At 59.7% G+C, this 23,494-nt stretch carries 24 protein-coding genes; 10 read left to right on the top strand and 14 right to left on the bottom strand.

Features of this window, described 5'->3' with window-relative positions; all coding sequences use genetic code 11:
- Window positions 1-2 precede the first annotated feature (2 nt).
- From pstA to IC37_RS08720, 5 genes are all read left to right on the top strand, one after another.
- On the top strand, window positions 3-1,673 hold the full coding sequence (pstA, locus tag IC37_RS08740; RefSeq protein ID WP_030132470.1) for a phosphate ABC transporter permease PstA: 1,671 nt from the start codon (window positions 3-5) through the stop codon (window positions 1,671-1,673).
- A 186-nt stretch (window positions 1,674-1,859) separates the two neighbouring features.
- On the top strand, window positions 1,860-2,693 hold the full coding sequence (gene pstB, locus IC37_RS08735) for a phosphate ABC transporter ATP-binding protein PstB (RefSeq protein ID WP_007896484.1): 834 nt from the start codon (window positions 1,860-1,862) through the stop codon (window positions 2,691-2,693).
- 72 nt (window positions 2,694-2,765) lie between these two features.
- Window positions 2,766-3,527, top strand: a complete 762-nt coding sequence (gene phoU / locus IC37_RS08730) for a phosphate signaling complex protein PhoU (protein WP_008073516.1) — start codon at window positions 2,766-2,768, stop codon at window positions 3,525-3,527.
- Window positions 3,528-3,702: 175 nt separating this feature from the next.
- Complete coding sequence (locus tag IC37_RS08725; protein WP_030132469.1) at window positions 3,703-4,653, top strand: response regulator; 951 nt, start codon at window positions 3,703-3,705, stop codon at window positions 4,651-4,653.
- Window positions 4,654-4,862: 209 nt separating this feature from the next.
- Window positions 4,863-5,759, top strand: coding sequence for a peptidoglycan DD-metalloendopeptidase family protein (locus IC37_RS08720; RefSeq protein WP_030132468.1), 897 nt, complete (start codon window positions 4,863-4,865; stop codon window positions 5,757-5,759).
- Window positions 5,760-5,902: 143 nt separating this feature from the next.
- On the opposite strand, the gene IC37_RS08715 is transcribed toward IC37_RS08720, so the two are convergent.
- The 3 genes from IC37_RS08715 to phoB form a co-directional block, all read right to left on the bottom strand.
- A complete protein-coding gene (locus IC37_RS08715) occupies window positions 5,903-7,243 on the bottom strand; it encodes a hemolysin family protein (RefSeq protein ID WP_030132467.1) in 1,341 nt (446 codons plus the stop codon).
- A 123-nt stretch (window positions 7,244-7,366) separates the two neighbouring features.
- Window positions 7,367-8,653, bottom strand: coding sequence for a phosphate regulon sensor histidine kinase PhoR (gene phoR / locus IC37_RS08710; protein ID WP_256580701.1), 1,287 nt, complete (start codon window positions 8,651-8,653; stop codon window positions 7,367-7,369).
- Window positions 8,654-8,733: 80 nt separating this feature from the next.
- Window positions 8,734-9,423 carry a phosphate regulon transcriptional regulator PhoB gene (gene phoB / locus IC37_RS08705; RefSeq protein WP_007896474.1) on the bottom strand — a complete coding sequence of 230 codons (690 nt, stop codon included), beginning with the start codon at window positions 9,421-9,423 and terminating at the stop codon, window positions 8,734-8,736.
- Between the two features lie 152 nt (window positions 9,424-9,575).
- Between phoB and IC37_RS08700 the strand changes: the two genes are divergently transcribed.
- Window positions 9,576-9,968, top strand: a complete 393-nt coding sequence (locus IC37_RS08700; RefSeq protein ID WP_030132465.1) for a hypothetical protein — start codon at window positions 9,576-9,578, stop codon at window positions 9,966-9,968.
- Window positions 9,969-10,033: 65 nt separating this feature from the next.
- Here the strand turns inward: IC37_RS08700 and ubiA are convergent, their stop codons facing one another.
- Both ubiA and IC37_RS08690 read right to left on the bottom strand, forming a co-directional pair.
- On the bottom strand, window positions 10,034-10,924 hold the full coding sequence (gene ubiA, locus IC37_RS08695) for a 4-hydroxybenzoate octaprenyltransferase (protein WP_030132464.1): 891 nt from the start codon (window positions 10,922-10,924) through the stop codon (window positions 10,034-10,036).
- Window positions 10,924-11,487 carry a chorismate lyase gene (locus IC37_RS08690; protein WP_030132463.1) on the bottom strand — a complete coding sequence of 188 codons (564 nt, stop codon included), beginning with the start codon at window positions 11,485-11,487 and terminating at the stop codon, window positions 10,924-10,926. Before IC37_RS08690 ends, ubiA begins: the two co-directional genes overlap by 1 nt.
- Window positions 11,488-11,686: 199 nt before the next feature.
- On the opposite strand from IC37_RS08690, the gene IC37_RS08685 reads away from it, so the two are divergent.
- The 3 genes from IC37_RS08685 (at window position 11,687) to IC37_RS08675 (ending at window position 13,489) form a co-directional block, all read left to right on the top strand.
- Entirely contained in the window at window positions 11,687-11,854 is a 168-nt protein-coding gene (locus tag IC37_RS08685; RefSeq protein WP_027926308.1) for a rubredoxin, read from the top strand.
- Between the two features lie 18 nt (window positions 11,855-11,872).
- Window positions 11,873-13,021 carry an NAD(P)/FAD-dependent oxidoreductase gene (locus IC37_RS08680; protein WP_030132462.1) on the top strand — a complete coding sequence of 383 codons (1,149 nt, stop codon included), beginning with the start codon at window positions 11,873-11,875 and terminating at the stop codon, window positions 13,019-13,021.
- A 192-nt stretch (window positions 13,022-13,213) separates the two neighbouring features.
- Window positions 13,214-13,489, top strand: coding sequence for an HU family DNA-binding protein (locus IC37_RS08675; RefSeq protein ID WP_003213368.1), 276 nt, complete (start codon window positions 13,214-13,216; stop codon window positions 13,487-13,489).
- A gap of 206 nt (window positions 13,490-13,695) precedes the next feature.
- Here IC37_RS08675 and IC37_RS30410 read toward each other — a convergent pair whose 3' ends face one another.
- From IC37_RS30410 to IC37_RS08650, 4 genes are all read right to left on the bottom strand, one after another.
- Complete coding sequence (locus IC37_RS30410; RefSeq protein WP_256580687.1) at window positions 13,696-13,947, bottom strand: DUF2388 domain-containing protein; 252 nt, start codon at window positions 13,945-13,947, stop codon at window positions 13,696-13,698.
- A 359-nt stretch (window positions 13,948-14,306) separates the two neighbouring features.
- Entirely contained in the window at window positions 14,307-14,978 is a 672-nt protein-coding gene (locus IC37_RS08665; protein ID WP_371916315.1) for a DUF2931 family protein, read from the bottom strand.
- A gap of 10 nt (window positions 14,979-14,988) precedes the next feature.
- Window positions 14,989-15,180, bottom strand: a complete 192-nt coding sequence (locus IC37_RS08660) for a hypothetical protein (RefSeq protein ID WP_030132459.1) — start codon at window positions 15,178-15,180, stop codon at window positions 14,989-14,991.
- Window positions 15,181-16,202: 1,022 nt separating this feature from the next.
- Complete coding sequence (locus IC37_RS08650) at window positions 16,203-16,583, bottom strand: DUF6124 family protein (RefSeq protein WP_030132458.1); 381 nt, start codon at window positions 16,581-16,583, stop codon at window positions 16,203-16,205.
- A 486-nt stretch (window positions 16,584-17,069) separates the two neighbouring features.
- Here IC37_RS08650 and IC37_RS08645 point away from each other — a divergent pair, with 486 nt between their 5' ends.
- The gene (locus tag IC37_RS08645; RefSeq protein WP_030132457.1) at window positions 17,070-17,453 is read left to right on the top strand and encodes a hypothetical protein; all 384 of its coding nucleotides are present in this window, start codon (window positions 17,070-17,072) and stop codon (window positions 17,451-17,453) included.
- A 97-nt stretch (window positions 17,454-17,550) separates the two neighbouring features.
- On the opposite strand, the gene IC37_RS08640 is transcribed toward IC37_RS08645, so the two are convergent.
- The 5 genes from IC37_RS08640 to exbD all read right to left on the bottom strand — a co-directional run bounded on the left by IC37_RS08640 (window position 17,551) and on the right by exbD (window position 23,488).
- Window positions 17,551-18,951 (bottom strand): aminoacyl-tRNA deacylase and HDOD domain-containing protein, encoded by a 1,401-nt coding sequence (locus IC37_RS08640; protein ID WP_030132456.1) that lies wholly within the window; start codon window positions 18,949-18,951, stop codon window positions 17,551-17,553.
- A 78-nt stretch (window positions 18,952-19,029) separates the two neighbouring features.
- Window positions 19,030-21,105, bottom strand: a complete 2,076-nt coding sequence (gene recG, locus IC37_RS08635) for an ATP-dependent DNA helicase RecG (protein WP_030132455.1) — start codon at window positions 21,103-21,105, stop codon at window positions 19,030-19,032.
- 9 nt (window positions 21,106-21,114) lie between these two features.
- Window positions 21,115-22,044 (bottom strand): hydrogen peroxide-inducible genes activator, encoded by a 930-nt coding sequence (locus IC37_RS08630; protein ID WP_008007618.1) that lies wholly within the window; start codon window positions 22,042-22,044, stop codon window positions 21,115-21,117.
- A gap of 272 nt (window positions 22,045-22,316) precedes the next feature.
- The gene (locus IC37_RS08625; RefSeq protein WP_030132454.1) at window positions 22,317-23,063 is read right to left on the bottom strand and encodes an energy transducer TonB; all 747 of its coding nucleotides are present in this window, start codon (window positions 23,061-23,063) and stop codon (window positions 22,317-22,319) included.
- A complete protein-coding gene (gene exbD, locus IC37_RS08620; protein WP_030132453.1) occupies window positions 23,060-23,488 on the bottom strand; it encodes a TonB system transport protein ExbD in 429 nt (142 codons plus the stop codon). The genes IC37_RS08625 and exbD overlap by 4 nt, the downstream gene beginning before the upstream one ends.
- Window positions 23,489-23,494: the final 6 nt, after the last annotated feature.

Below are 23,494 nucleotides of genomic sequence, written 5' to 3'. Positions count from 1 at the left end.
CTGTGAAACAGAACTCCCTGAATGGATGGTTCAAGAGCGGCGCCCCCGGCGTCTGGATCAGCGGTGGCGCGGTGTCCATTGCGGTCATCATGACCATTGGCCTGCTGGCGGTGATTGCCGTGCGCGGTCTGGGTCACTTCTGGCCGGCGGACCTGGTCCACGCCAGTTACGACGTGCCGGGCCAAGCCAACCACCTCGTCATCGGCGAAGTGGTGCAGAAGGAAGAAGTGCCACGCGAGCGCCTGAAAAGCGCTGGCCTGCCGGTGCCCGATCAGGGCCCGGAGTTCATGACCCGCGAGCTGATCAAGGTCGGCAACCGTGATCTGAACGGCACCGATTTCACCTGGATTGTCGGCGAGTGGCTGACCAACCAGAAAACTCCGCCTGAGCTGATGGCCATTGAGCGTCGTGAGTGGGGCAACTTCTACGGCTACCTGGTCAACGTCAAACAGGATGGCAAGGTCATCGCTGAAGGCGAGGCCGCATGGCCTGAGTTGCAGGCGCGTGTCGATCGCGTCAACCAGCTCGCCGCACAGCTCAAGAGCCTGGAAAAAACCGACATCGGCGCGATCAACGCCGGTCTCGAACGTGTGCGTCTGCACGGTCGCAAACTGGAGCTGGCCGGCCGTCTCGACGCTGCCGCACAAGCGGACCTGGAGTCCGAGCGCGCCGAGCTGAATGCCCGCTATCAGGAAATCGAAGCGCGTCTGAATGATCTCCACGCTCAGTTCAACCGCGACAGCCTGACCGCTCGCGACGCGAACGGCAAAGAAGTCGAAATCGGCATCGGTAAAGTGGTTCACGCCTACCAGCCGAACGCCATGGGCACCTTCACCAAGATCGGCTTCTACTTCAGCAAGGTCTGGGAATTCCTCAGTGATGACCCGCGTGAAGCCAACACCGAAGGCGGGATTTTCCCGGCGATTTTCGGCACCGTGATGATGACGTTGATCATGGCGATGATCGTGACGCCGTTCGGCGTGCTGGCGGCGGTCTACCTGCGTGAATATGCACGGCAAGGACCGATGACGCGGCTGATCCGCATCGCGGTGAACAACCTGGCGGGTGTTCCGGCCATTGTTTACGGCGTGTTTGGTTTGGGCTTCTTCGTCTACGTGCTCGGCGGTTCGGTCGACCGGTTGTTCTTCCCTGAAGCACTGCCGGCACCGACCTTTGGTACGCCGGGCCTGCTCTGGGCCTCGCTGACCCTGGCGCTGCTGGCGGTGCCGGTGGTTATCGTGGCCACTGAAGAAGGCCTGGCGCGGATTCCTCGCACTGTGCGCGAAGGCTCGTTGGCCCTCGGCGCAACCAAGGCAGAAACCTTGTGGAAAATTGTGCTGCCGATGGCCAGCCCGGCGATGATGACCGGCATGATCCTCGCCGTGGCCCGTGCCGCCGGGGAAGTGGCGCCGCTGATGCTGGTAGGTGTGGTGAAACTGGCGCCGTCTCTGCCGCTGGATGGCAACTACCCGTACTTGCACCTGGACCAGAAGATCATGCACTTGGGCTTCCACATTTATGACGTCGGCTTCCAGAGCCCGAACGTCGAAGCCGCGCGGCCGCTGGTGTACGCCACGGCGCTGCTGCTGGTGCTGGTGATCGCGACATTGAACCTGTCGGCCGTTTATATCCGTAACCATCTGCGCGAAAAATACAAAGCTTTAGATAGTTAACAGGTCGGCGCGGACCTTGTGGGAGCGGGCTTGCTCGCGAAAGCGGTGGGTCAGGCAACATTGATGTCGAATGTGATGGCCTCTTCGCGAGCAAGCCCGCTCCCACATTGATTTGCGTCTGCCGGAATATTGATTGGAACCGCCATAAGCGTTCCGAACCGAATTTGTTAGCACAGGGAGCCTCCCATGCAGCACGAAGCACACACTCACGGCATCAACATGTCGGCCCTGGGCCGCGACAAACAGAGCCTGAGCCTCGAGCAGGAAACCGTGGCCATCGAAGTACCGGGCCTGAGCCTGTTCTACGGCGACAAACAAGCGCTGTTCGACGTCAGCATGAACATCCCGAAACAGCGCGTGACCGCCTTCATCGGCCCGTCCGGCTGCGGCAAATCCACGCTGCTGCGCACCTTCAACCGCATGAACGACCTGGTGGACGGCTGCCGTGTCGAAGGCGCGATCAACCTCTACGGCAACAACATCTACCGCAAGGGCGAAGACGTGGCCGAGCTGCGTCGCCGGGTCGGCATGGTGTTCCAGAAGCCGAACCCGTTCCCGAAAACCATCTACGAGAACGTGGTTTACGGTCTGCGCATCCAGGGCATCAACAAGAAACGCATCCTCGACGAAGCCGTCGAGTGGGCGTTGAAAGGCGCGGCGCTGTGGGATGAGGTCAAAGACCGTCTGCACGAGTCGGCACTCGGCCTGTCTGGTGGTCAGCAGCAACGTCTGGTGATTGCCCGCACCATCGCCGTGGAGCCGGAAGTGCTGCTGCTCGACGAACCGTGCTCGGCACTCGACCCGATCTCCACGCTGAAAGTCGAAGAGCTGATCTACGAACTGAAATCCAAGTTCACCATTGTTATCGTGACCCACAACATGCAACAGGCCGCGCGGGTTTCCGACTACACGGCGTTCATGTACATGGGCAAACTGGTGGAATTCGGCGACACCGATACCCTGTTCACCAATCCGGCGAAGAAGCAGACCGAAGACTACATCACCGGTCGCTACGGCTAGCAAGCGGTTGGTTGTTCACTGAACTGACGCTGCGGCCCACCGCACCTTACCGGACGCTCCAAGGACGCCAACATGATTAGTAAAGAAGGCCTTACCCATCACATCTCCCAGCAGTTCAATGCTGAGCTCGAGGAAGTGCGCAGCCACCTCCTGGCCATGGGCGGGCTGGTCGAGAAGCAGGTCAACGACGCGGTCACCGCGCTGATCGAGGCCGACTCCGGCCTGGCCCAGCAAGTGCGCGAGATCGACGATCAGATCAACCAGATGGAACGCAACATCGACGAAGAATGCCTGCGCATTCTGGCCCGTCGTCAGCCGGCGGCGTCGGACTTGCGTTTGATCATCAGCATCTCCAAATCGGTGATCGACCTGGAGCGCATCGGCGATGAAGCCACCAAGATCGCTCGTCGCGCCATCCAGTTGTGCGAAGAAGGCGAAGCCCCGCGCGGTTACGTCGAGGTTCGCCACATTGGCGACCAGGTGCGCAACATGGTTCGCGATGCCCTTGATGCGTTTGCCCGCTTCGACGCCGACCTGGCGTTATCGGTGGCGCAATACGACAAGATCATCGACCGCGAATACAAGACCGCACTGCGTGAACTCGCCACCTACATGATGGAAGACCCGCGCTCTATCTCGCGGGTCTTGAGCATTATCTGGGTGCTGCGTTCCCTGGAGCGGATCGGAGACCATGCGCGCAACATCTCGGAACTGGTGATTTACCTGGTGCGCGGCACCGACGTGCGTCACCTGGGCCTCAAGCGCATGAAGGAAGAAGTTGAAGGCACAAGTGCCGAAACCGCTAATGTTCCGGGCAAAGCTGACGATAAGTAAGATTGCCCAAGAAAAGCGCCCGGCCTTTTGGCCGGGCGTTTTTGTTTGCAGCCGAATTGAAAAACCGAATAGAAAAGCAGCACCCGCGAACGAAAAGTCCCGGCGTGACTGAAGAGTTTTGGCAAAGTGCCATCAGCCAGCGTTATGCTTGCCGGGATTTTAAAAGGGGTGTTGGATGAGCAAGATCAGTGTGTTGGTCGTGGACGATGCGTCGTTCATTCGTGACCTGGTGAAGAAGTGCCTGCGCAACTACTTCCCGGGGATCCGGACCGAAGATGCAGTCAACGGCAAAAAGGCCCAGGCCATGCTGGCCAAAGAAGCGTTCGACCTGGTTCTGTGCGACTGGGAAATGCCGGAAATGTCTGGTCTGGAACTGCTGACCTGGTGCCGCGAGCAGGACAATCTCAAGACCATGCCGTTCGTGATGGTGACCAGCCGTGGCGATAAAGAGAACGTCGTCCAGGCAATTCAGGCCGGGGTTTCCGGCTACGTCAGCAAGCCGTTCACCAACGAGCAACTGCTGACCAAGGTCAAGCAGGCACTGAACAAGGTCGGCAAGCTCGACACCTTGATGAACAGCGCGCCGACCAAAATGAATTCGGCGTTCGGCAACGATTCCCTCAGCGCACTCACTGGCGGCAAGGCAGCGCTGAACGCGCCATCGGCGGCACCGGTCAACCCGTTCGCCAAACCTGCCGCCGCCGCACCAGCCCCGGCTACCGCACCGTCTCGCGGCCTGCTTAACAGCCCGCCGGTCAAGGCGCCTGCTGCCTCCGCAGCGCCTGCTGGTGGTCGTGGTCAGGGCCAACTGCGCCTGCCCAGCGGCACTCAGCAATGCGTGATCAAGGCCTTGAGCATCAAGGAAGCGCTGCTGGTGGTGAAGCGCACCGACACGCTGCCGCAAGTTCTCGACAGCGCCGTGCTCGACCTGGAGCAGGGCGACAACGCTGAAATTGCCCGTCTCAACGGCTACCTGCACGCCATCGTCGCCCACGAGCCGAAGCCCGACAGCGACTGGCTGCAACTGACCTTCCGCTTTGTCGACCAGGATGCGCAGAAGCTCGACTACATCTCCCGCCTGATCGCCCGTGGCACGGCGCAGAAGCATTTCGTACCGGGTGCGTAAGCCCGGCGTCGCCTGTTAGTCCGCCTTCGCGAGCAAGCCCGCTCCCACATTGGAGTGCATTCCAATGTGGGAGCGGGCTTGCTCGCGAAGGGGCCATCACATTCACCACACATCTCCCTGAACCGCCCATCTTGAAACATCTGCCGACTACGCTGGTCCATTTCAGCTGCTAGGCTCCTCCCCAGGCCTTACTCGACAGAATTTTGCCCATGCTCGCGCGCCTGCTGTTTTTCTGTGGTCTGTTCATAGCCTCCACCTCTGCAGTGGCCATGACGATTTACCGCTCCACCGACGCCAGTGGCGTGGTCTCTTACAGCGACCGCCCCACCAAAGGCGCGAAGGTGTTCGTTTTTCGGGACCGGATGGTCGAGCGTCTTGAGCGGCAGGTGTACCTCGATATCAAGAAGCAGAGGGGCATGGACAGTGTGTTCGTGCGCAACGATCTGTATGCGCCGGTCGAGATCGAACTGAGTTTTGCCGGGCTGAGTAACGTCAGCGGCGCGCCGAGCCGACCGATCCGGCGGGTTCTGCCGGCGCGCAGTAACATTCGTCTGGCGCTGCTCAAGGCGACGAAGGCCGGAAGGCCGCTGATGTATACCCCAAGGTTCGAATATTCCCTGGGCGATCCCGCAGGGGCCGCCATGGCCTATCGATATCCGTTGCCCTGGCGCGGTGGGCCGTTTCGGCTGAGTCAGGGCGCCAATGGCCAATACAGCCACTATGGGCCGAAGAACCGTTATGCGATGGACATCGCCATGCCCGAAGGCACGCCGATCATCGCGGCGCGCGGCGGGATGGTGGTGAAAACCGAGAATGGCCAGACCGGGCGCGGCAATGATCCGTCGGGCAACTTCGTGCGGGTATTGCACGATGACGGGACCATGGGCGTGTACCTGCACCTCAAGAAAGGTTCGGTCAGCGTACGGGAAGGTCAGCGAGTGACGGTGGGCAGTGCGCTGGCGCTGTCGGGCAACACCGGCAACAGCAGCGGCCCGCACCTGCACTTCGTGGTGCAGCGCAATACCGGGTTGGGGCTGGTGTCGATTCCGTACCAGTTCAATCAAGCGGTAGGCGCGTTGCCCAACTTTGCGTTGGGCAAGCAGTGATGGGTTGTCTGGTCTGACGCATTCGCGAGCAAGCCCGCTCCCACACTTGTTATGCGTCGATCACATAAATAGGGTTCGACACCGATCAAAAGTGGGAGCGGGCTTGCTCGCGAAGGGATCAACACGGATCCGGTCGGGATCGCTTAGTCCAGCATCAACACCTTGGCCAAAACAATCTTCGGCCCTTTCATCTTCTTGATGATGATCCGCAAGCCTTCGACCTCCAGCACTTCTTCCTCTTCCGGCACCCGTTTCAGGGTTTCGTAGACCAGCCCGGCGAGGGTTTCGGCTTCGATGTGGTCCAGGTCGATGCCCAGCAGGCGTTCCACCTTGAACAGCGGCGTATCGCCGCGCACCAACAGTTTGCCTGGCTGATACGCGAGGATCCCGCGTTCAGCCTTGCGGTGTTCATCCTGAATGTCGCCCACCAGCACTTCCAGCACGTCTTCCATGGTCAGGTAGCCGATGATGTTGCCGTCGGCTTCCTCGACCACAGCGAAATGCGAACCGCCCTTGCGGAACTGTTCCAGCAACTGTGACAGCGGCATGTGGCGAGACACGCGCTCCAGCGGCCGGGTCAGTTCGGCGAGGTTGAACGACTCGGGAATGTGATCCAGAGCCGCGAGTTCCAGTAGCAAATCCTTGATGTGCAGCAGGCCGACGAACTCCTGGCGCTCGCTGTCATACACCGGGTAGCGGCTGAACTTGTGGCGACGAAACATCGCCAGAATTTCCTTGAGCGGCGCGTTGAACTCCAGCGTCACCAGGTCTTCCCGGGAGTTGGCCCAGTCGACCACTTCCAGCTCGCCCATTTCCACCGCCGAGGCCAGTACGCGCATGCCTTGGTCGCTCGGGTCCTGGCCACGGCTGGAGTGCAGGATCAGTTTCAGTTCTTCACGGCTGTAATGGTGCTCGTGATGCGGGCCGGGTTCACCCTGGCCGGCGATCCGCAGGATCTGGTTGGCGCTGGCGTTGAGCAGGTAAATGGCCGGGTACATGGTCCAGTAGAACAGGTACAGCGGCACAGCCGTCCAAAGCGACAGGAGCTCGGGTTTGCGGATGGCCCAGGATTTCGGGGCCAGTTCGCCGACCACGATGTGCAGGTAGGAAATGATAAAGAACGCCGTGAAGAACGACACGCCCTTGACCACTTCAGCGGACTGTACGCCGACCGCTTCGAGCACCGGCTCGAGAATGTGTGCGAATGCCGGCTCACCGACCCAACCAAGGCCCAGGGAGGCGAGGGTGATACCCAATTGGCACGCCGACAGGTAAGCATCGAGCTGACTGTGCACGGTGCGCAGGATGTGCCCGCGCCAGCCGTGCTGTTCTGCGATGGCTTCGACCCGGGTCGAGCGCAATTTGACCATGGCAAATTCCGCCGCAACGAAAAAGCCGTTGAGCAAAACCAGGATCAGAGCAAAAAGAATCATGCCGAAATCGGCGAAGAGTGTCGCGAGGGTCAAGCCAGGGGAAGGGTCCATGATGGAGTTTTGCGGGTTCCGTGTATTCGAAAGGAAAGAAAAAAGTGCGCCTGAAGGGCAGGCACAAGTCAGCCAATGTAGCGGCTGACTCTTGGCTTGCCTAGTGGCGAGTGCTGGCCGGTATCAATCGGTGGCGCTGATAACCCGGGATCTGGTCACCTGGGCTGGCGAAAAATGGCAAGTAAACGTGCTGCCGTGGCCCGGTACGCTGCTGATTTCCATACGTGCCCGATGGCGCAGCAACACATGTTTGACGATGGCCAGCCCCAGCCCGGTGCCGCCGGTGTTGGAGTTGCGGCTGGAGTCGACGCGGTAGAAGCGTTCAGTCAGGCGCGGCAAGTGTTTGCTGTCGATGCCGATCCCCGAATCCTGCACGCTCAGGTGTGCGCCTTGATCGTCACCCCACCAGCGAATGCGGATATTGCCCTCGGCCGGGGTGTATTTCACGGCGTTGAACACCAGGTTGGAGAACGCGCTACGCAATTCGGTTTCGCTGCCCTTGAGCAGAATCGTCGGATCGGCGTCCAGGGTGATGTGCTGGTTTTTTTGGCCGGACAGCTGCTGAGCGTCGCCCTTGATCGATTGCAGCAGGCCATCGATGGACACCGGTTGATTGTCCGACGGGTAATCGGTGGCTTCCAGTTTGGCCAGCAGCAGCAAATCGTTAAGCAAGGTCTGCATGCGCCCGCCTTGCTGCTGCATCTGCTGCAGGGCACGGGTCCAGCGCGGGTTCACTTCCTCGACGTTGTCGAGCAGGGTTTCCAGGTAGCCGCAAATCACCGTCAGCGGTGTGCGCAGTTCGTGGGACACGTTGGCGATGAAGTCTTTGCGCATCTGTTCCAGCTGATGGATACGCGTCACGTCGCGCACCAGCATCAAGTGTTCGTTATTGCCGTAGCGAGTGATGTACAGCTGAATGCGCAGGCGATCATTGATCGGCGAAGGAATTTCCAGCGGTTCGGCGTAGCTGTCCTGCTCGAAGTATTCCTTGAAGCGCGGATGGCGCACCAGGTTGGTCACGGGCTGGCCACTGTCCTGAGGAGTCTTGAGACCCAGCAGGGTTTCGGCGGCGCGGTTCCACCATTCCAGATTGCCGTCGCTGTCGAGCATGATTACCGCGTCTTTCAGCGCAGCGGTGGATTCCTGGACCCGGTCGATCACCGCTTGCAAGCGCCCGCGCACCCGTTGGTCGCGGCGTTGCAGGTGGTAGATGCTGTCGAACACTTCACCCCACAGGCCGTAGCCGTCGGGCGGTGCTTCATCGGGTTTGTGCAGGCGCAACCATTCGTGCAGGCGCAGCAGTTGCTTGAGGGTCCAGGCCAGATAAAGGCCCAGGCCCACAGCAAGGCTCCAGCCGTAGTAGCCGGAAATCAGGCCGATCACCAAGCAGGCGGTGACCAGCAACAGCATGTGGCGAATCAGGGTGCCATGCCAGTTTTGGTTCACGGAAAAATACGTCCTTGTCAGTGTCAGCGAGTCTGGCGGTCGGCTCAGGCCTTGGTGGAAAACCGGTAGCCGGTGCCGCGCACGGTTTGTACCAGATTTTCATAGGCATCGCCGAGGGCTTTGCGCAGGCGACGGATGTGCACATCGACCGTGCGCTCTTCGACATAGACATTGCCGCCCCAGACCTGATCCAGCAACTGGCCACGGGTGTAGGCACGTTCCTGGTGGGTCATGAAAAATTGCAGCAAACGGTATTCGGTCGGGCCCATCTCGGCGGGTTTGCCGTCGATGGTCACGCGGTGGCTGATCGGGTCCAGCAGCAGGCCGCCGACCTCGATCGGCGCTTCGCCATCGGTCGGGCCGGCACGGCGCAGCACGGCTTTCAGGCGCGCCACCAGCTCGCGTGGGGAAAACGGTTTGGTGATGTAGTCGTCAGCGCCGACTTCCAGGCCCTGGATCTTGTTGTCCTCTTCGCCCTTGGCTGTGAGCATGATGATCGGGATATCCCCGGTCAGTTCATCGCGCTTGAGGCGGCGGGCCAGCTCGATGCCGGAGGTGCCGGGCAGCATCCAGTCGAGCAGGATGAGGTCCGGTTTGCGGTCGACGATAATGGCATGGGCCTGTTGCGAGTTCTCTGCCTCCAGGCAGTCATAGCCGGCCATTTCCAACGCAACGGCGATCATTTCGCGAATGGGCGCTTCGTCGTCGACGATCAGAATGCTCCTGCCAACCATGCGTTAATCCTCTTGTCATTTAACTGTCTTGCGCCGCATTAGATAACGGAATTATTGCAGTCGTGTGACAGTATTTTAGCCGTCCTGCGATTGTCGTGATCCTGAACTAAGCTTTAAGTCCGAATCCTGACAACCACAAGAGGAAGGTTTCCATGACATCGCACACTTTTTCCTTCAAAACCCTGATGTTGGCCGCTGCCTTGATTTTGCCGACGATGGCTTTCGCCGCCGAACCGGCGATGATGAAAGGCGACATGATGGTCGACCACAAGGGTATGACCGTTTACACGTTCGACAAGGACACCGGCGGCAAGTCGATGTGTAACGATGATTGTGCCAAGAACTGGCCACCGATGATGGCCCCGGCGGGCGCCAAGGCCGAAGGCAAATGGACGACCATCAAACGTGACGATGGCACGATGCAATGGGCTTATGACGGTAAGCCGCTATATACGTTTATGAAGGACGAAAAACCTGGAGAAATGAAGGGTGACGGCATGAAAGATGTCTGGCACGTCATCACCAACACCGGACCTAAGAAGTAGCGAGTTCAGGAACCACAGCCTCGTTCCTGTAGGAGCGAGGCTTGCCCGCGAAGGCGTCAGTCGCTTCAGCGCAGCGCGTAATCCAGCACAATCCCGACAAAAATCGCCAACCCCGCCCAGTGATTGTGCAAAAACGCCTGGAAGCAGCGCATCCGGTCCTTGCTGCGGGTGTACCAGAACTCCCACGCAAAACAGCCCGCCGCCGCCAGCAGCCCGAGGTGGAACCAGCCGCCAAGCTGGAATTTCGAACCCGCCAGCAGCAGGCACCCCAATGCCAACCCTTGCAGGGTCAGAATGATCACCCTGTCGGCGTCGCCAAACAGAATCGCTGTGGATTTCACCCCGATCTTCAGGTCGTCATCGCGGTCGGTCATGGCGTAATAGGTGTCGTAGCCCACGGTCCACAACAGGTTGGCGATCCACAGCAACCAGGCCGCCGCCGGCAGTTCACCGGTTTCGGCGGTGAACGCCATCGGCATGCCCCAGGAGAACGCTGCGCCCAGTACCACCTGCGGGTAATAGGTGTAGCGCTTCATGAACGGGTAACTGAAGGCCAGGGCCAAGCCGCCCAGCGACAGCCACACCGTCGTCGCGTTAGTACACAGCACCAGCAGGAAACTCACGCCCATCAGCACCGCGAAGAACACCAGAGCTTCTTTCGAGCTGATCTTGCCGCTCACCAGTGGCCGTTGTTGGGTGCGTTTGACGTGGCCATCGACCTTGCGGTCCGCCCAATCGTTGATCACACAACCGCCGGCACGGGTCAGTACCACGCCGAGCACGAAAATCACGATATTGGCCAATGAAGGCGAACCTTCACCGGCAATCCAGAGAGCCCACAACGTTGGCCACAGCAGCAAATAAATGCCGATCGGCTTGTCCATGCGGGTCAGCTGAATGAAATCCCAGGCCCGAGGATTCACGCGGTTCAGGGACTTGAGCAGGCTCTGGTACATCAGCAATTCTCCGGATGGGCACGGGTGGCGTTCCACAAGGTCGGCAGGAAAACCTCGGCCACCAGCACGCTCAAGGCGCCACGGTCGAAACGCGAGCGCCGACCCCATAGTTCAGGCGCCCGAGCATCCACCGGCAACCACGCTTGAGGATAGTGACAAACCTCGATAGCCCGGCGCTGGAATGCCTGATCACAAAACAGCAATTCGCCCAGCGAGCGACTGCCCAATTCATCCATATGCAATCCATCACCCTGCAACGCGCTACGCGCCGCCACGCTGCGGGCAAACACCCAGGCTTCACTGTGGCCGCGCAAATAGACCTCGCGCACCCAGCCTTCACTGCCTTCGGCCAACTCCAGCGCCGCACATTCGTCGGCGCGCAGCGATTGCCAGCCTTCGAACAGCGGCGTGACGCTGAAACCGTCATTCGACAGGCGGATCAGGCGCCGGGTCAGCGACCCTTCATCGAACAACCAATCAAGCGTAGACGTGTCGGGGAGGGGCGTCAGTTGACTTCGGGGAAGCCAGACCGGTGTCGCGGAGGGGGATTTTGAGTGCGGCACAGTGAGTCATTATTGGCAGCAAATGAGGCGGCGAGCTTACCATGTCAGGCTCCGATTTTGATTGGCCGGCCTGCTGTTGCGCCGAACAGGCTTGCATCTGCCCGGCACGATCAGTACAAAACGCCCTGAGCCGGACGGCAACGCTTCACCCATCGACCGTTCGCGCCGGCAAAAGCCTGAATCCTGAGGAAGTACCTGAATGAAAAAGTGGCAATGTGTGGTCTGCGGCCTGATCTATAACGAAGCCGACGGCTGGCCGGACGACGGTATTGCGGCGGGCACGCCGTGGCAGGACGTCCCGGAAGACTGGCTCTGCCCTGACTGCGGCGTAGGCAAAATGGATTTCGAAATGATTGAAATCAACTAGGAATTAAAGGAGTAAGGAATGAACGCACCTGTCGTGATCGTCGGCACCGGGCTGGCTGGCTACAACCTGGCCCGGGAGTTTCGCAAACTCGATGGCGAAACCCCGCTGCTGCTGATTACCGCAGATGACGGACGCTCCTACTCCAAGCCGATGCTCTCCACCGGCTTCGGCAAGAATAAAGACGCCGATGGCTTGAGCATGGCCGAACCGGGCGCCATGGCCGAGCAATTGAAAGCCGAAGTGCGTACCCACACGCGCATCAGCGGTATCGATCCGGGCCATAAACGCCTGTGGATCGGCGAAGAGGCGGTGATCTACCGTGACCTGATCCTGGCCTGGGGCGCGGAAACAGTGCGGGTGCCGATCGAAGGCGACGCGGCGGATGCCGTTTTCCCGATCAATGATCTTGAAGACTACGCTCGCTTTCGCGCGGCTGCGGCCGGCAAGCGTCGCGTGTTGCTGCTGGGCGCCGGTCTGATCGGCTGCGAATTCGCCAACGACCTCATCCTCGGTGGTTACGAGGTGCAACTGGTTGCACCGTGCGAACAGGTCATGCCGACCTTGCTGCACCCGGCTGCGGCCGCTGCGGTTCAGGCCGGCCTGGAAAGCGTGGGTGCGCGCTTCCATCTCGGGCCGGTACTCAATCGCCTGCAACGAGTGGCTGACGGGCTGGAAGCACATTTGTCCGATGGTCAGGTCATCCCGTGCGATGTGGTGGTGTCGGCCATCGGTCTGCGTCCGCGCATCGACTTGGCGGCCGCTGCCGGGTTGCAGGTCAACCGTGGCGTGGTGGTCGACCGTCACCTGAAAACTTCTCACGCCAACATCTACGCTTTAGGCGACTGCGCCGAGGTCGATGGGCTGAATCTGTTGTACGTCATGCCCCTCATGAGCTGTGCGAGAGCGCTGGCCCAGACCCTCGCCGGAAACCCTACAACGGTGAATTACGGACCGATGCCGATCACCGTGAAAACCCCGGTCTGCCCGTTGGTGGTTTCGCCGCCGCCACGGGGCGCGGAGGGCGTCTGGACGGTCGAAGGGCAGGGTGCGGACATCAAAGTGCTATGCCGCGACGATGCCGGCAAATTGCTGGGCTATGCCCTGACAGGCACCGCGGTAATGGAAAAACTCGCCCTGAACAAAGAGCTTCCGGCCTTGCTGGCGTAAATAGCGGTCGTTCTGTCGGAATCACCGCGCTTTTGCCCCCACAAAGGTCGCGGGGAGACTGGCGTCGCTCTAAAGCGCGTGCCATCCTCACTCCCGTCTGCCGTAGAGTAGAGCACCTGCGGCGCTTTGGGCGTTGTTCCAACGAGAACAACACGGACATAACAACAAAAAACCGTCAAAGGGGCTTCACTAATGCGTAAACCAGAACTCGCTGCTGCCATTGCGGAAAAAGCAGACCTCACCAAAGAACAGGCCAACCGCGTTCTCAACGCCGTTCTCGAAGAAATCACCGGCGCCCTGCACCGCAAAGACAGCGTTACGCTGGTGGGCTTCGGCACCTTCCTGCAACGCCATCGCGGTGCACGTACCGGCAAAAACCCGCAGACCGGTGAGCCAGTCAAAATCAAGGCCAGCAATACTGTTGCGTTCAAGCCGGGCAAGTCGTTGAAAGACAGCGTTAATCCGTAACACACACGGACTGCCGCCTAGCGGGTGAGCGGGATAAAAAATGGGCACGCCAATGAAGTTGGGTGCCCATTTTTTATGCGTGACGAAAGCAACCCCAATCACTCAACCCTGTGGCAGCTGGCGAAGCCTGCGTTGGGCTGCTACAGGGCTACATAGTCGGCAACGTCGGCAACGTCGGCGCGATAGGGCTGATGGAGCTTGGTTGTTCATCCATAGGTAGCCAGGACCATGTGGGCGAACGCTTTCTTGCTTGGCTGAAGATCAGCCTGCTGTTCCAGGTACATACGCCATGCAGATTCCAGCATCGGCCCATGGATATCGCCGTCGGTAGCAAGATACGCGGCGGCGTCGTCTTTCACCGCCTGGGTGTAGTGTTTCGATGGGCCATCTTTTGTGGCGTCCGAGGTCGAAATAAACGGCCCGACAGTTGTGTAGATCAACCCGATCCCAGTCAGCATCGAGAACTCAAGTGGGCCACCGTTTAATAGGCAGCCAACACCATGGCAACCTTCCGCTCGAACAGAGACGCTAGCTACAAGTGTGAACATGGCAACCCAGTACCGCCCTAAAGCCACCGCCGATTTTTTACTGTGTCGATTAGTCATAATGCTGAGTGCTCTATTGGTTGAGCCGCACCGACTCAACATTGAATTGAAAAAATCTGAGACTCCATGCTGCATAAGGCAAAGATTTGCGATGGTCCTTGGCGCATCCGCTCAAGAAGAGCGCTAGCCCCATTGCACCGCCTGCTTTAATTAGAAATGAGGTCTTCAACTGAAAGTCCTTCTGGTCGTGGTTTCTGCTGATAGTTCATGGGTTACCAGGAGCCATAGGGAATACCGAATTTGTCGATGTAGGCTTTGGATTCTTCTGAAAGGGGTCGATGCTTTCCGTTGGACGTACCCCCGTAGGGGCCTTCGGGATTGATCGTGCCTTGGACGCGAGTGACTTCGGTCGATTTTAGGCAGGGCCCGCCTAACCACACCTTGGCGATTCCTCCTGGCGCCAGGCCGACAGTCAACAGCTTTCGGTAATCGATTTTCCATTTCCCTACCGCACCGCAAAAAGCTTCTTCACTATGGAGCATGGTGTATCGCGCCGATTCTGGGATCTCTATATACGCTTCATAAGTCTGCGGCTCGGCCATGGATTGCCAGCGTACATAGACCAAGCGCGGTAGAGCAGCATCAGTTACGCGTCGGCCACTGCCTCCGGGATATTCGGGCCATCCTTTTGCATCGCCCCTAAAAAGAGTTGGTATGCTTTTACTTAGCGCGCGGGGATAACCCATGGTCGGTATTCCGCTGCCCGCGCCGCGGAACACACGCTCATTGATATCCACGACATCTGCCGTTTCAATCCAGACCTCCATGTAGTCGGGGGCAAAAAAATCGAGGCTCCAAGCGTCATAAGGTAATGATCTGTGCTCACCCAAGACACATCCTCCCAACAGCAACGCGAGTAACAGCGTAAAGCCGGTCTTGAGCATGAATGAGCGCTTACACATTGGGATGCACCTTACGAACATAGTGTTCGGCGGGTCGATCGATGAACACGATGTTCAGATCACTGTTGTTCCAGCCTTTGGCAGCATTCCAGTTGGCAGACAGATGGATGTAGCGTTGAGAGAGCAACTCCTCCTCGAACACGTTCAAGCCCGCGCGACGGGTCTCGCCCAGCGCATAAGCCATCAGTTTTTCGGCAATCGGTTTCAGCTCCAGCGGTAACGCGTACTTTTGATCCTAAATCGTTGCGAACCGTGGGAAGTTCAAGCGTGAACTGGGCAGCGTTGGCCGGGGCGAACATGCGCTTATCCTTTTGCTTTTCATCTGCTCGTCCTTAAGCTGAAAGTGAAAGCGAGGCGCAAAACCCTATCGGGCTTGAACCTGCGTCAATGGCCGAACACGCTAACAAGGCATTAAAAGGATTGATGTAGGAAGGGGGCTGAAGCGCGGTCCGAAATTTCCGTATTGCATAATGTTGCGTTAGCGATGCGTAGTGGAACGCCTCGTTAGATGAGCCAGGAGCGGTCGATGTGCCTGGATAAGCTCGCGCCTTCCCGGACTACAAACAAGCATCACATTTCCTTCTCATCCCTCGGATGCGTCTTAATATTCCCTCGTAAAGTTTCCCGCAAGCTCTATCTCCTTTGAGAAGTGGCAGGAGTCAGGTGGATCGGCTTTGCTTTGAAGGTCGCTACCCGGTCGGTGTCTGGACCCAAAAAAACCAACCCCGTAGCGCAAAAAAATCGAGCCCCTCCATTGACCCATTGCTTTGCAACAGGAGCGTCACCTATGAGTCGTTACATGCCCCTCACCGACGTGGACCACCCCATTCCTACAATACTGATAGACACTCATGCGCCACTGGATGCGTTGCATGCAACTGCCGATTACCGAATCAGAATCGTGACCCAGCTATTGGAAACCCTCACTTCAAAACAGCGAACGTGTAACGACCCGACGCTGATAAATGATCTTATGGGGGGATGGTCATTCTGTTACGCGACGGCTGCGATGTGCTGGACGTTATGGGGCGACGCTTACGAGCGCAGCGGTCGTTGTGAATACGTGAAGATGGCGAGCCTTACAGGACTTCAGGATGGGCGATGTGCCGTCGGGTTTGACGCGGCTGGCGAGTAACCCTCAAGAAGTGCGGTGCCGGATCTCAAGAAAGGGGACGCGAAGTCCCCCTTTTTCTACTCGTGGTTTCGTTACGCCTTAGCCCGATGCTCCGCCGGATTCGGCGAATCAATATGATCCAGCGCGCGCTCCACCAACAACTGAACCCCATCGGCCATTCTGCTGAGCGCCAAGGCTACTGATCTTCGAGTGCCGTCGATGTCGTCAGCCAGGTCGGCGGCGATGGCGCTGATGGACTTCAGGTCTTCGGAGGCGTTGGCCAGAAGGGCTTCGGTGTCGATGTCAGGGGAGACGGTGAAGAGTTTGCCTTTGCGCTTGGGTTTGTCGTTGGGTGGTGGGGCGAAATGGTGGTCGAGGGCGCGTTCGGCGGCTTCGTGGAGTTTTTTGGAATCGAAGGATTCGTAGGGGGATGTAGATGCGTTTTCAGGAGGATTCGGTGTTGGCTTGAACATTAAGTGTTACTCCATTATTTAAGGAGCCGACACCGTTTCGCGTGCACTTCGAAAGAGGTGGCAGCTGTGCATAGGTGTGCAAGACCGGTGGAGTCACCCGGCAGATCCGAAGATCTCCCATACACAGCCGCCATAACGATTCGCGAGCATAGGAAAACGCTCGATGAATTGCCATAACCGAATGTGTACTCCACCGGACTTGCACGTCCGTGTCACCGATTTTGCGGTGACGAACAGAGGTTAGCGGTGAAGCGGAGAGCTGCCTAGTTCATGAACAGCGCCGCGTGTTGAAGGAAATGTCCGATGGAGTCGAGGGTAGAAAGACCAATAGCTCTCGGCTTTTAAACAGCGGTGTTTCGTCAATGACTTTGTAGTCATCAGCGTCAAAAAGTGCAACATCGTCTTCTAACACTGCGCAATGGTGGCGTTCTCGCTTGAAGCCGCTACACTGCGCCGGCCGTTCACTTTTCTCTTGAGGCTGTGCGCATGAAATTTCGTTTTCTTCTGTGGATGATGGGTTTGTTGATGGGTAAGGCCAGTCGGACTAATCCTGCGTTTCAGCAGCAGTTGGGTGACAAGGCATTGGTGTTTCAGCTACAGACCCTGGACGGGAAAGTGGCGCGGCATTTCTTTGTGAAGGACCAGCGCATTACCAGCAAGTCGGGCGTGTATGCGGAACCGGCATTTGCGATTGCGTTTAAAGACGCGGCGTATGGCTTTGCCACGATGCAGGCGAAGAACAAGCAATTGGCGTTTATGACGGGGATTCAGGACAAGTCGATTCAGATCAAGGGCAACCCGGCGCTGGTGATCTGGTTTCAGGGGTTGACCAAGTATTTGAAGCCTAGGAATGTTAAGCCTAAGGCTTGAGGTCTCTCAGTTAGACCGAGTTGGATTCTTCGCGGGCAAGCCCGCCCCCACAAGGATTACCTAAATCCTGTGGGAGCGGTTTTGCCCGCGAAGCTTTTCAGGCTTGATTGAACTGCGAAGCCAGTTCGCGCAGCAGCACTTCAGCCTCAAGCACTTTGCTGACCACATCGTTGGCCTTGTCGCGGGTCAGGCCTACGCGTTCCAGCAAAGCATCCGGGATATCTTCATCCGGGCCGGAACCGATACCACGACTGCGCAGCAGGCGCACGGCCAGGCAGACGAGGTTCGGGTATTCGGCGTAGTCGCCGTCGTAGCTGGGGTCGTGTTGGAAGCGCAGGGCGGTGGCCAGTTCGTCGGGCATGTCCCAGAAGCGCATCAGCCATGCGCCGATCTGTTCGCGGCTGATGCCCAGCAGGTGTTGTTCCACGTAGCTGTGACACAGGTGCGGGTTGACCTCCAAGTGGCGGCAGATCAGCGAGAAGTGCGGCGGGAATACGTGGGCCAGCAGCAAGTAGCCGAAGTTGTGCAGCAGACCGGCGAGGTAGGTCAGGCCGGCTTCCGGGCGCTGGGCGCGGGGCATGGCGCGGGTCAGGCCTTCGATGACGGCGGCGGTGTAGATCGACTGTTGCCAGTACGGCGTGGTGTGTTGCGGGTGGTCTTTGGGCAGGCTCAGAGTTTTGCCCAGGGCCAGGCCAAGTGCCAGGTTGATCACCAAGTCGAAACCCAGCACCCGGACGATGGCGTCTTCCACTGAACGAATCTTGCCCGGCGAGGCGTAGTACGGCGACGCTGCCCAGCTGACGACTTGTGCGGCCAGGGCCGGGTCGGTTTCCACCACGCCGGTGATGTCGTCGATGGTGGCGTTGGGGTCGACGCGCAGTTTGATGATTTTCTGCGCGGTTTCGGCCAGGGGTGGAATCTCGATGGTCGCTTCCAGACGCTGCTGGATGCGCCGCGCGGTGAACGCTTGCACAGCCTGGGTGATTTCCTTGCGGTCATCGTCGGGGCGGTCGAGGTTCGGGCGGATACTTTGCACGGCTTCGCCGAAATTGCCGGCGCTGGCCTTGGTGAGCATGGTTTTGAAATCGTCGCTGGTGATTTCCAGCAGCACGCCCGGTTCGCCCGAGTTGATCAGCAACGTCGGTTCGCGCAGCAGGCTTTCTTCATACAGGCACGGCGAGCTGGTGAGTGCCGGCAGGCCGGGCAACAGGCTCAGGCTGTGTTTGCCGAGCATTTTTACCAGGCGTTCGGTGGAGACGGCAGTCAACCGGCGGCCGGTGAGTTCGGCAAGGCGATTGAGGTCGAGCAATTGGCTCTGGGGGTACAGCACCATGAGCGCGCCGACGGCATCGTCCAGCAAAACCGCCTGCACTTTACGCGCGGGGTTCAGGCCGTGATGGTCGAGGGCTTCTTCGTAGGCGATGCCAAGCTTGCCAAGCAGCAGTCGAATAACAGACGGAGCGTGCGGGGTTTCGGGGGCGAGGGCAGCTTCTGTCATGGTCTGTATCCGTTTGCAAACAATTGCAGGAGTATAACCAGCTTGTTTAAAGGCAGGGTCCAGAAACTGCGACAGTGCTCACACTTGGCCGTATTGCTGCCCATGACGTAGCCAGCGGTCGAGCAACGGGCTGACGTGATCCGGCCAGCGCTCGAGCAAGGCCTGCGCGGCGTCGCGTACGGCGGGCAATAAATCGGCGTCACGCATCAGGTCTGCAACCTTGAATTGCAGCAGACCGGTCTGGCGCGTGCCGAGCATTTCGCCGGGGCCGCGCAGTTCGAGGTCTTTTTCGGCGATGACAAAACCGTCGTTGGTTTCACGCATGATACCCAGTCGCTGACGACCGATCTGCGACAGCGGCGGATGGTAAAGCAGCACGCAATGACTGACGGCGCTACCCCGACCGACACGGCCACGCAGCTGGTGCAGCTGCGCGAGCCCGAGGCGCTCGGGGTTTTCGATGATCATCAGGCTGGCGTTGGGCACGTCCACGCCGACTTCGATTACGGTGGTGGCGACCAGCAATTGCAGGTTGCCGGCCTTGAATTCGGCCATCACCGCAGCTTTCTCGGCGGGCTTCATGCGGCCGTGGATCAAGCCGACTTTCAACTCGCCGAGGGCGGCGGTGAGGTCTTCAAAAGTGGTTTCGGCGGCCTGGCAGGTCAGCTCTTCAGACTCTTCGATCAGCGTGCATACCCAATAGGCTTGTCGCCCTTCGGCGCAGGCACCGCGCACCCGTTCGATCACTTCGACGCGCCGGGTGTCGGTGACCAATACCGTGTTTACGGGCGTACGGCCCGGCGGCAGTTCGTCGAGGATCGAGGTGTCGAGGTCGGCGTAGGCGCTCATGGCCAGCGTCCGGGGGATTGGCGTGGCGGTCATGATCAGCTGATGCGGACACATCCGCCCGCCGACGCCTTTCTGTCGCAATGCCAGACGCTGCTGCACGCCGAAGCGGTGTTGCTCGTCGATGATCGCCAGCGCCAGGTTCTTGAACTGCACCTCTTCCTGAAACAGCGCGTGGGTGCCGACCACCATTGGCGTACCGTTGGCGATTTGCTCCAGCGCAGCTACGCGGTTTTTGCCCTTGAGCTTGCCGGCCAGCCACGCGACTTCAATGCCCAGCGGCTCGAGCCAGCGCTTGAAGGTGATGAAGTGCTGCTCGGCGAGAATCTCTGTGGGCGCCATCAGTGCGACCTGATAACCGGCCTCCAGCGCTTGCAGTGCGGCGAGGGCAGCGACCACGGTTTTGCCGGCGCCGACGTCGCCCTGAATCAGCCGCAGCATTGGTTCGTGCTGACTGAGGTCGTAAGCGATTTCGTTGCCGACCCGTTGCTGGGCGCCGGTCGGCGTGAAGCCAAGGTTGGCCAAATACTGAGCGGGCAGCTTCGTGGCTTTTGGCATCGCCGGGGCACGCAGGGCACGCATGCTTTCGCGCAGGCGCTGCTGGGACAGTTGATGGGTCAGCAGTTCTTCGAAGGCCAACCGATGCTGCGCCCAGTGATGACCGAGGGCGAGCTCGTCGACATCGGCATCGGCGGGCGGGTGATGCAGGTAGCGGATCGCATCGGCCAACGGCGCCAGTTGATAGTCCCGGGCCAGTTCGGTCGGCAGCCAGTCGGGCAGGCTGCTGGGGCCGAGCAAGGTCAGGGTTTGCATGCACAGTTGGCGCAAACGCTGCTGGGTCAGGCCTTCGGTGAGCGGGTAGACCGGGGTCAGGGTTTCATCCACCGGCGGCGGCTCGTCGCCGGTGATGGCGCGGTATTCCGGGTGGTAGATCTCCAGCCCCGATGCACCGGGCCGCGCTTCGCCGTAGCAGCGAATGCGCGTGCCGCGTTTGAGGCCTTCTTTCTGGGCGTTGCTGAAATGGTAGAAGCGCAGGCTGAGCCCGCCGGTGCCATCCTGCAAACGGACAACCAGGCTGCGGCGTCGGCCCATGACCACGTCGGCGCCGCTGACGGTGCCTTCGATCACGGCGTCTTGCCCGGGTCGCAAATGGCCGATCGGGACCACGCGGGTGCGGTCCTGATAACGCAGCGGCAGGTGGAACAGCACGTCCTGGAGATTCTCCAGGCCGACCTTGGCCAGTTTCTCGGCCATGGCTTCGCCGACACCCTTGAGTGCCGTCACCGACACTTGCGACAACTCGGTCATGGCAGCGACTTAACCGGCCACCACCGGCGCTGGCGGCTTGGCCACCGAGCACAGGCGAATGGAGTCGGCGAGGATTTCAATCGCCTTCGGCCGCGGGAAGCTCGCGCGCCAGGCGATGGCCACGGTGCGGAACGGCACGGGGGCGCTCAGTGGGCGCACTTCGATCACGCCGGGAGCGTAGTGGTGGCTGTCGACCGCCGACAGCGGCAGGATCGAAATACCCAGGCCGGACGCGACCATATGGCGAATGGTTTCCAGCGAGCTGGATTCCACTGTGGTGTGCTTGGCGCCGTCGTTGCCTTTGGCCAGGGTCGGGCAGGCTTCCAGCACTTGATCGCGGAAGCAGTGGCCTTCGCCGAGCAGCAGCAGGCTCTTGTCGTTGAGCAGGGCGGCGTCGATGGATTCTTTTTGGGTCCACGGGTGCTGGGCCGGCATCAAGACGTAGAACGGCTCGTCGTAGAGCTGCAAGGTCAGCACGTCGGCTTCGTTGAACGGCAGGGCGATGATGATCGCGTCGAGCTCGCCGTTGCGCAGTTTGTCGCGCAGCACGTGGGTGAAGTTTTCTTCGATGTACAACGGCATCTGCGGGGCGACCCGGTGCAGTTGTGGAATCAGGTGCGGAAACAGGTATGGACCGACGGTGTAGATCGCGCCGACTTTCAGCGGGGCGGTCAGCTGGTTCTTGCCGGCCTGGGCCAGTTCGCGGATGCCTTGGGCCTGTTCCAGGACTTTCTGTGCCTGGGCGACAATGCCTTCGCCGACGGGGGTCAGGCGCACGGCGCTCTTGCTGCGCTCGAAAATCAGCACACCGAGTTCGTCTTCAAGCTTTTTCACACCCACCGACAAGGTCGGCTGGCTGACGTGGCAACGCTCGGCCGCATGGCCGAAGTGCTGCTCTTGGGCGAGGGTAACGATGTAGCGTAATTCTGTGAGAGTCATAGCAAGCGTCCATGAAGTTGCGGGCCAAGCATACCGGCTGCAATCGATAGACGCACGTTATCAGACTGAGTGTGCTGAGTGACACAGGGCAATGCGGGTTTGGCGTTTCCAGATAGGCAAAAAGGCACCTTTCGGTGCCTTTTCATAGGTTTTGTAGCCGCCGAAGAACCTGTGGGAGCGGGCTTGCTCGCGAAAGCGGTGTGACAGTCAACATAGATGTTGAATGTTATGGCCTCATCGCGAGCAGGCTCGCACATTGGTTCGGCGGTGACTTAACGGCGGCGTTCCAGCGAGTAAACAAACGGTGCAGTAATTTCGATGGTGCCGTTGTTCAGCATGTCGGCCGGTGGTTTGGGCAGCGGTTGGGCGCGGCGGATCATTTCCAGGGTGGCCCGGTCCAGATCGGCGTTGCCGGAGCGGCCCACCAGTTCGAACGACAACACATTGCCTTCAGCATCCACCACGAAACGCAGACGGTTCAAGCCTTCCTTGCCTCGCGCCTGTGCACTGGCCGGGTACTTTTTGTACTTGGCCAGGTGAGCGAGCAGGGTGCCTTGCCAGCTGGCCTTGGCAGCTTGCTGCGCCGGTGATGGACCCGGTGCGGGTTGAGCGGATTTCTCCGTCGGTGCCTGGGTCGGTTGCGCGTCGCTCGGTTTTTCCTCGGAAGGCTTTTCCTTTGGCGGTTCCGGTTTTTTCTCCACAGGCTTGGGCGGTTGAGGCTTGGGCTTGGGTTTGACCGGTTTCGGCACGGCAATCTCGGCCTTCGGCGCTTCAGCCAGCTTCGGGATCGGCAGTTCTTCCACCGGGGCCGGTGGCTGCGGTGGCGTGATCACCTTCGGCGGTGCGGGCGGTGGCGGGGCCGGAACCGGCGCCAGTTCGACCATCATCGCCTGCGGCGGCAGCTCGATCGGCGGGCGCGACGTCCAGTTCAGCGCCAGCGCAATGGCCAGTGCATGGACGCCCAGCACCACGGCCAGGCTCCCGCTGTAACGCGTCAGCTTTTGGCGCGTGTTGATCATTTCTTGGCTGCCGTCTCGAGTCCGACCAGGCCGACCTTCAGGTAACCGGCGGCGCGCAGGGCGTCCATCACGCTCATCAGGTCGCCGTAGTCCACGCCTTTATCGGCCTGGAAGAAGATCGTTGTGTCTTTCTTGCCCTTGGTTTTGGCGTCGAGTGTGGCGCCGAGGGCTTCGGCCTTCACTTCGTCTTCACCGAGGAACAGGCGCTGATCAGCCTTCACGCTGAGGAACACCGGTTTCTCTGGCCGAGGCGCTGGTTTGGCGGTGGAAGCAGGCAGGTCGACCTTGATGTCCACGGTGGCCAGCGGAGCCGCCACCATGAAGATGATCAACAGCACCAGCATCACGTCGATGAACGGCGTGACGTTGATTTCGTGGTTCTCGGCCAGATCGTCGTCTGCGCCTTCTTTCAAATGCAGGCCCATGGCCGA

It is taken from the genome of Pseudomonas sp. QTF5, from assembly GCF_000512695.2.
Lineage (GTDB): Bacteria > Pseudomonadota > Gammaproteobacteria > Pseudomonadales > Pseudomonadaceae > Aquipseudomonas.
The sequence above is the reverse complement of the archived record's forward strand: the minus strand, read 5'-3'. Positions and strand labels throughout refer to the sequence as shown.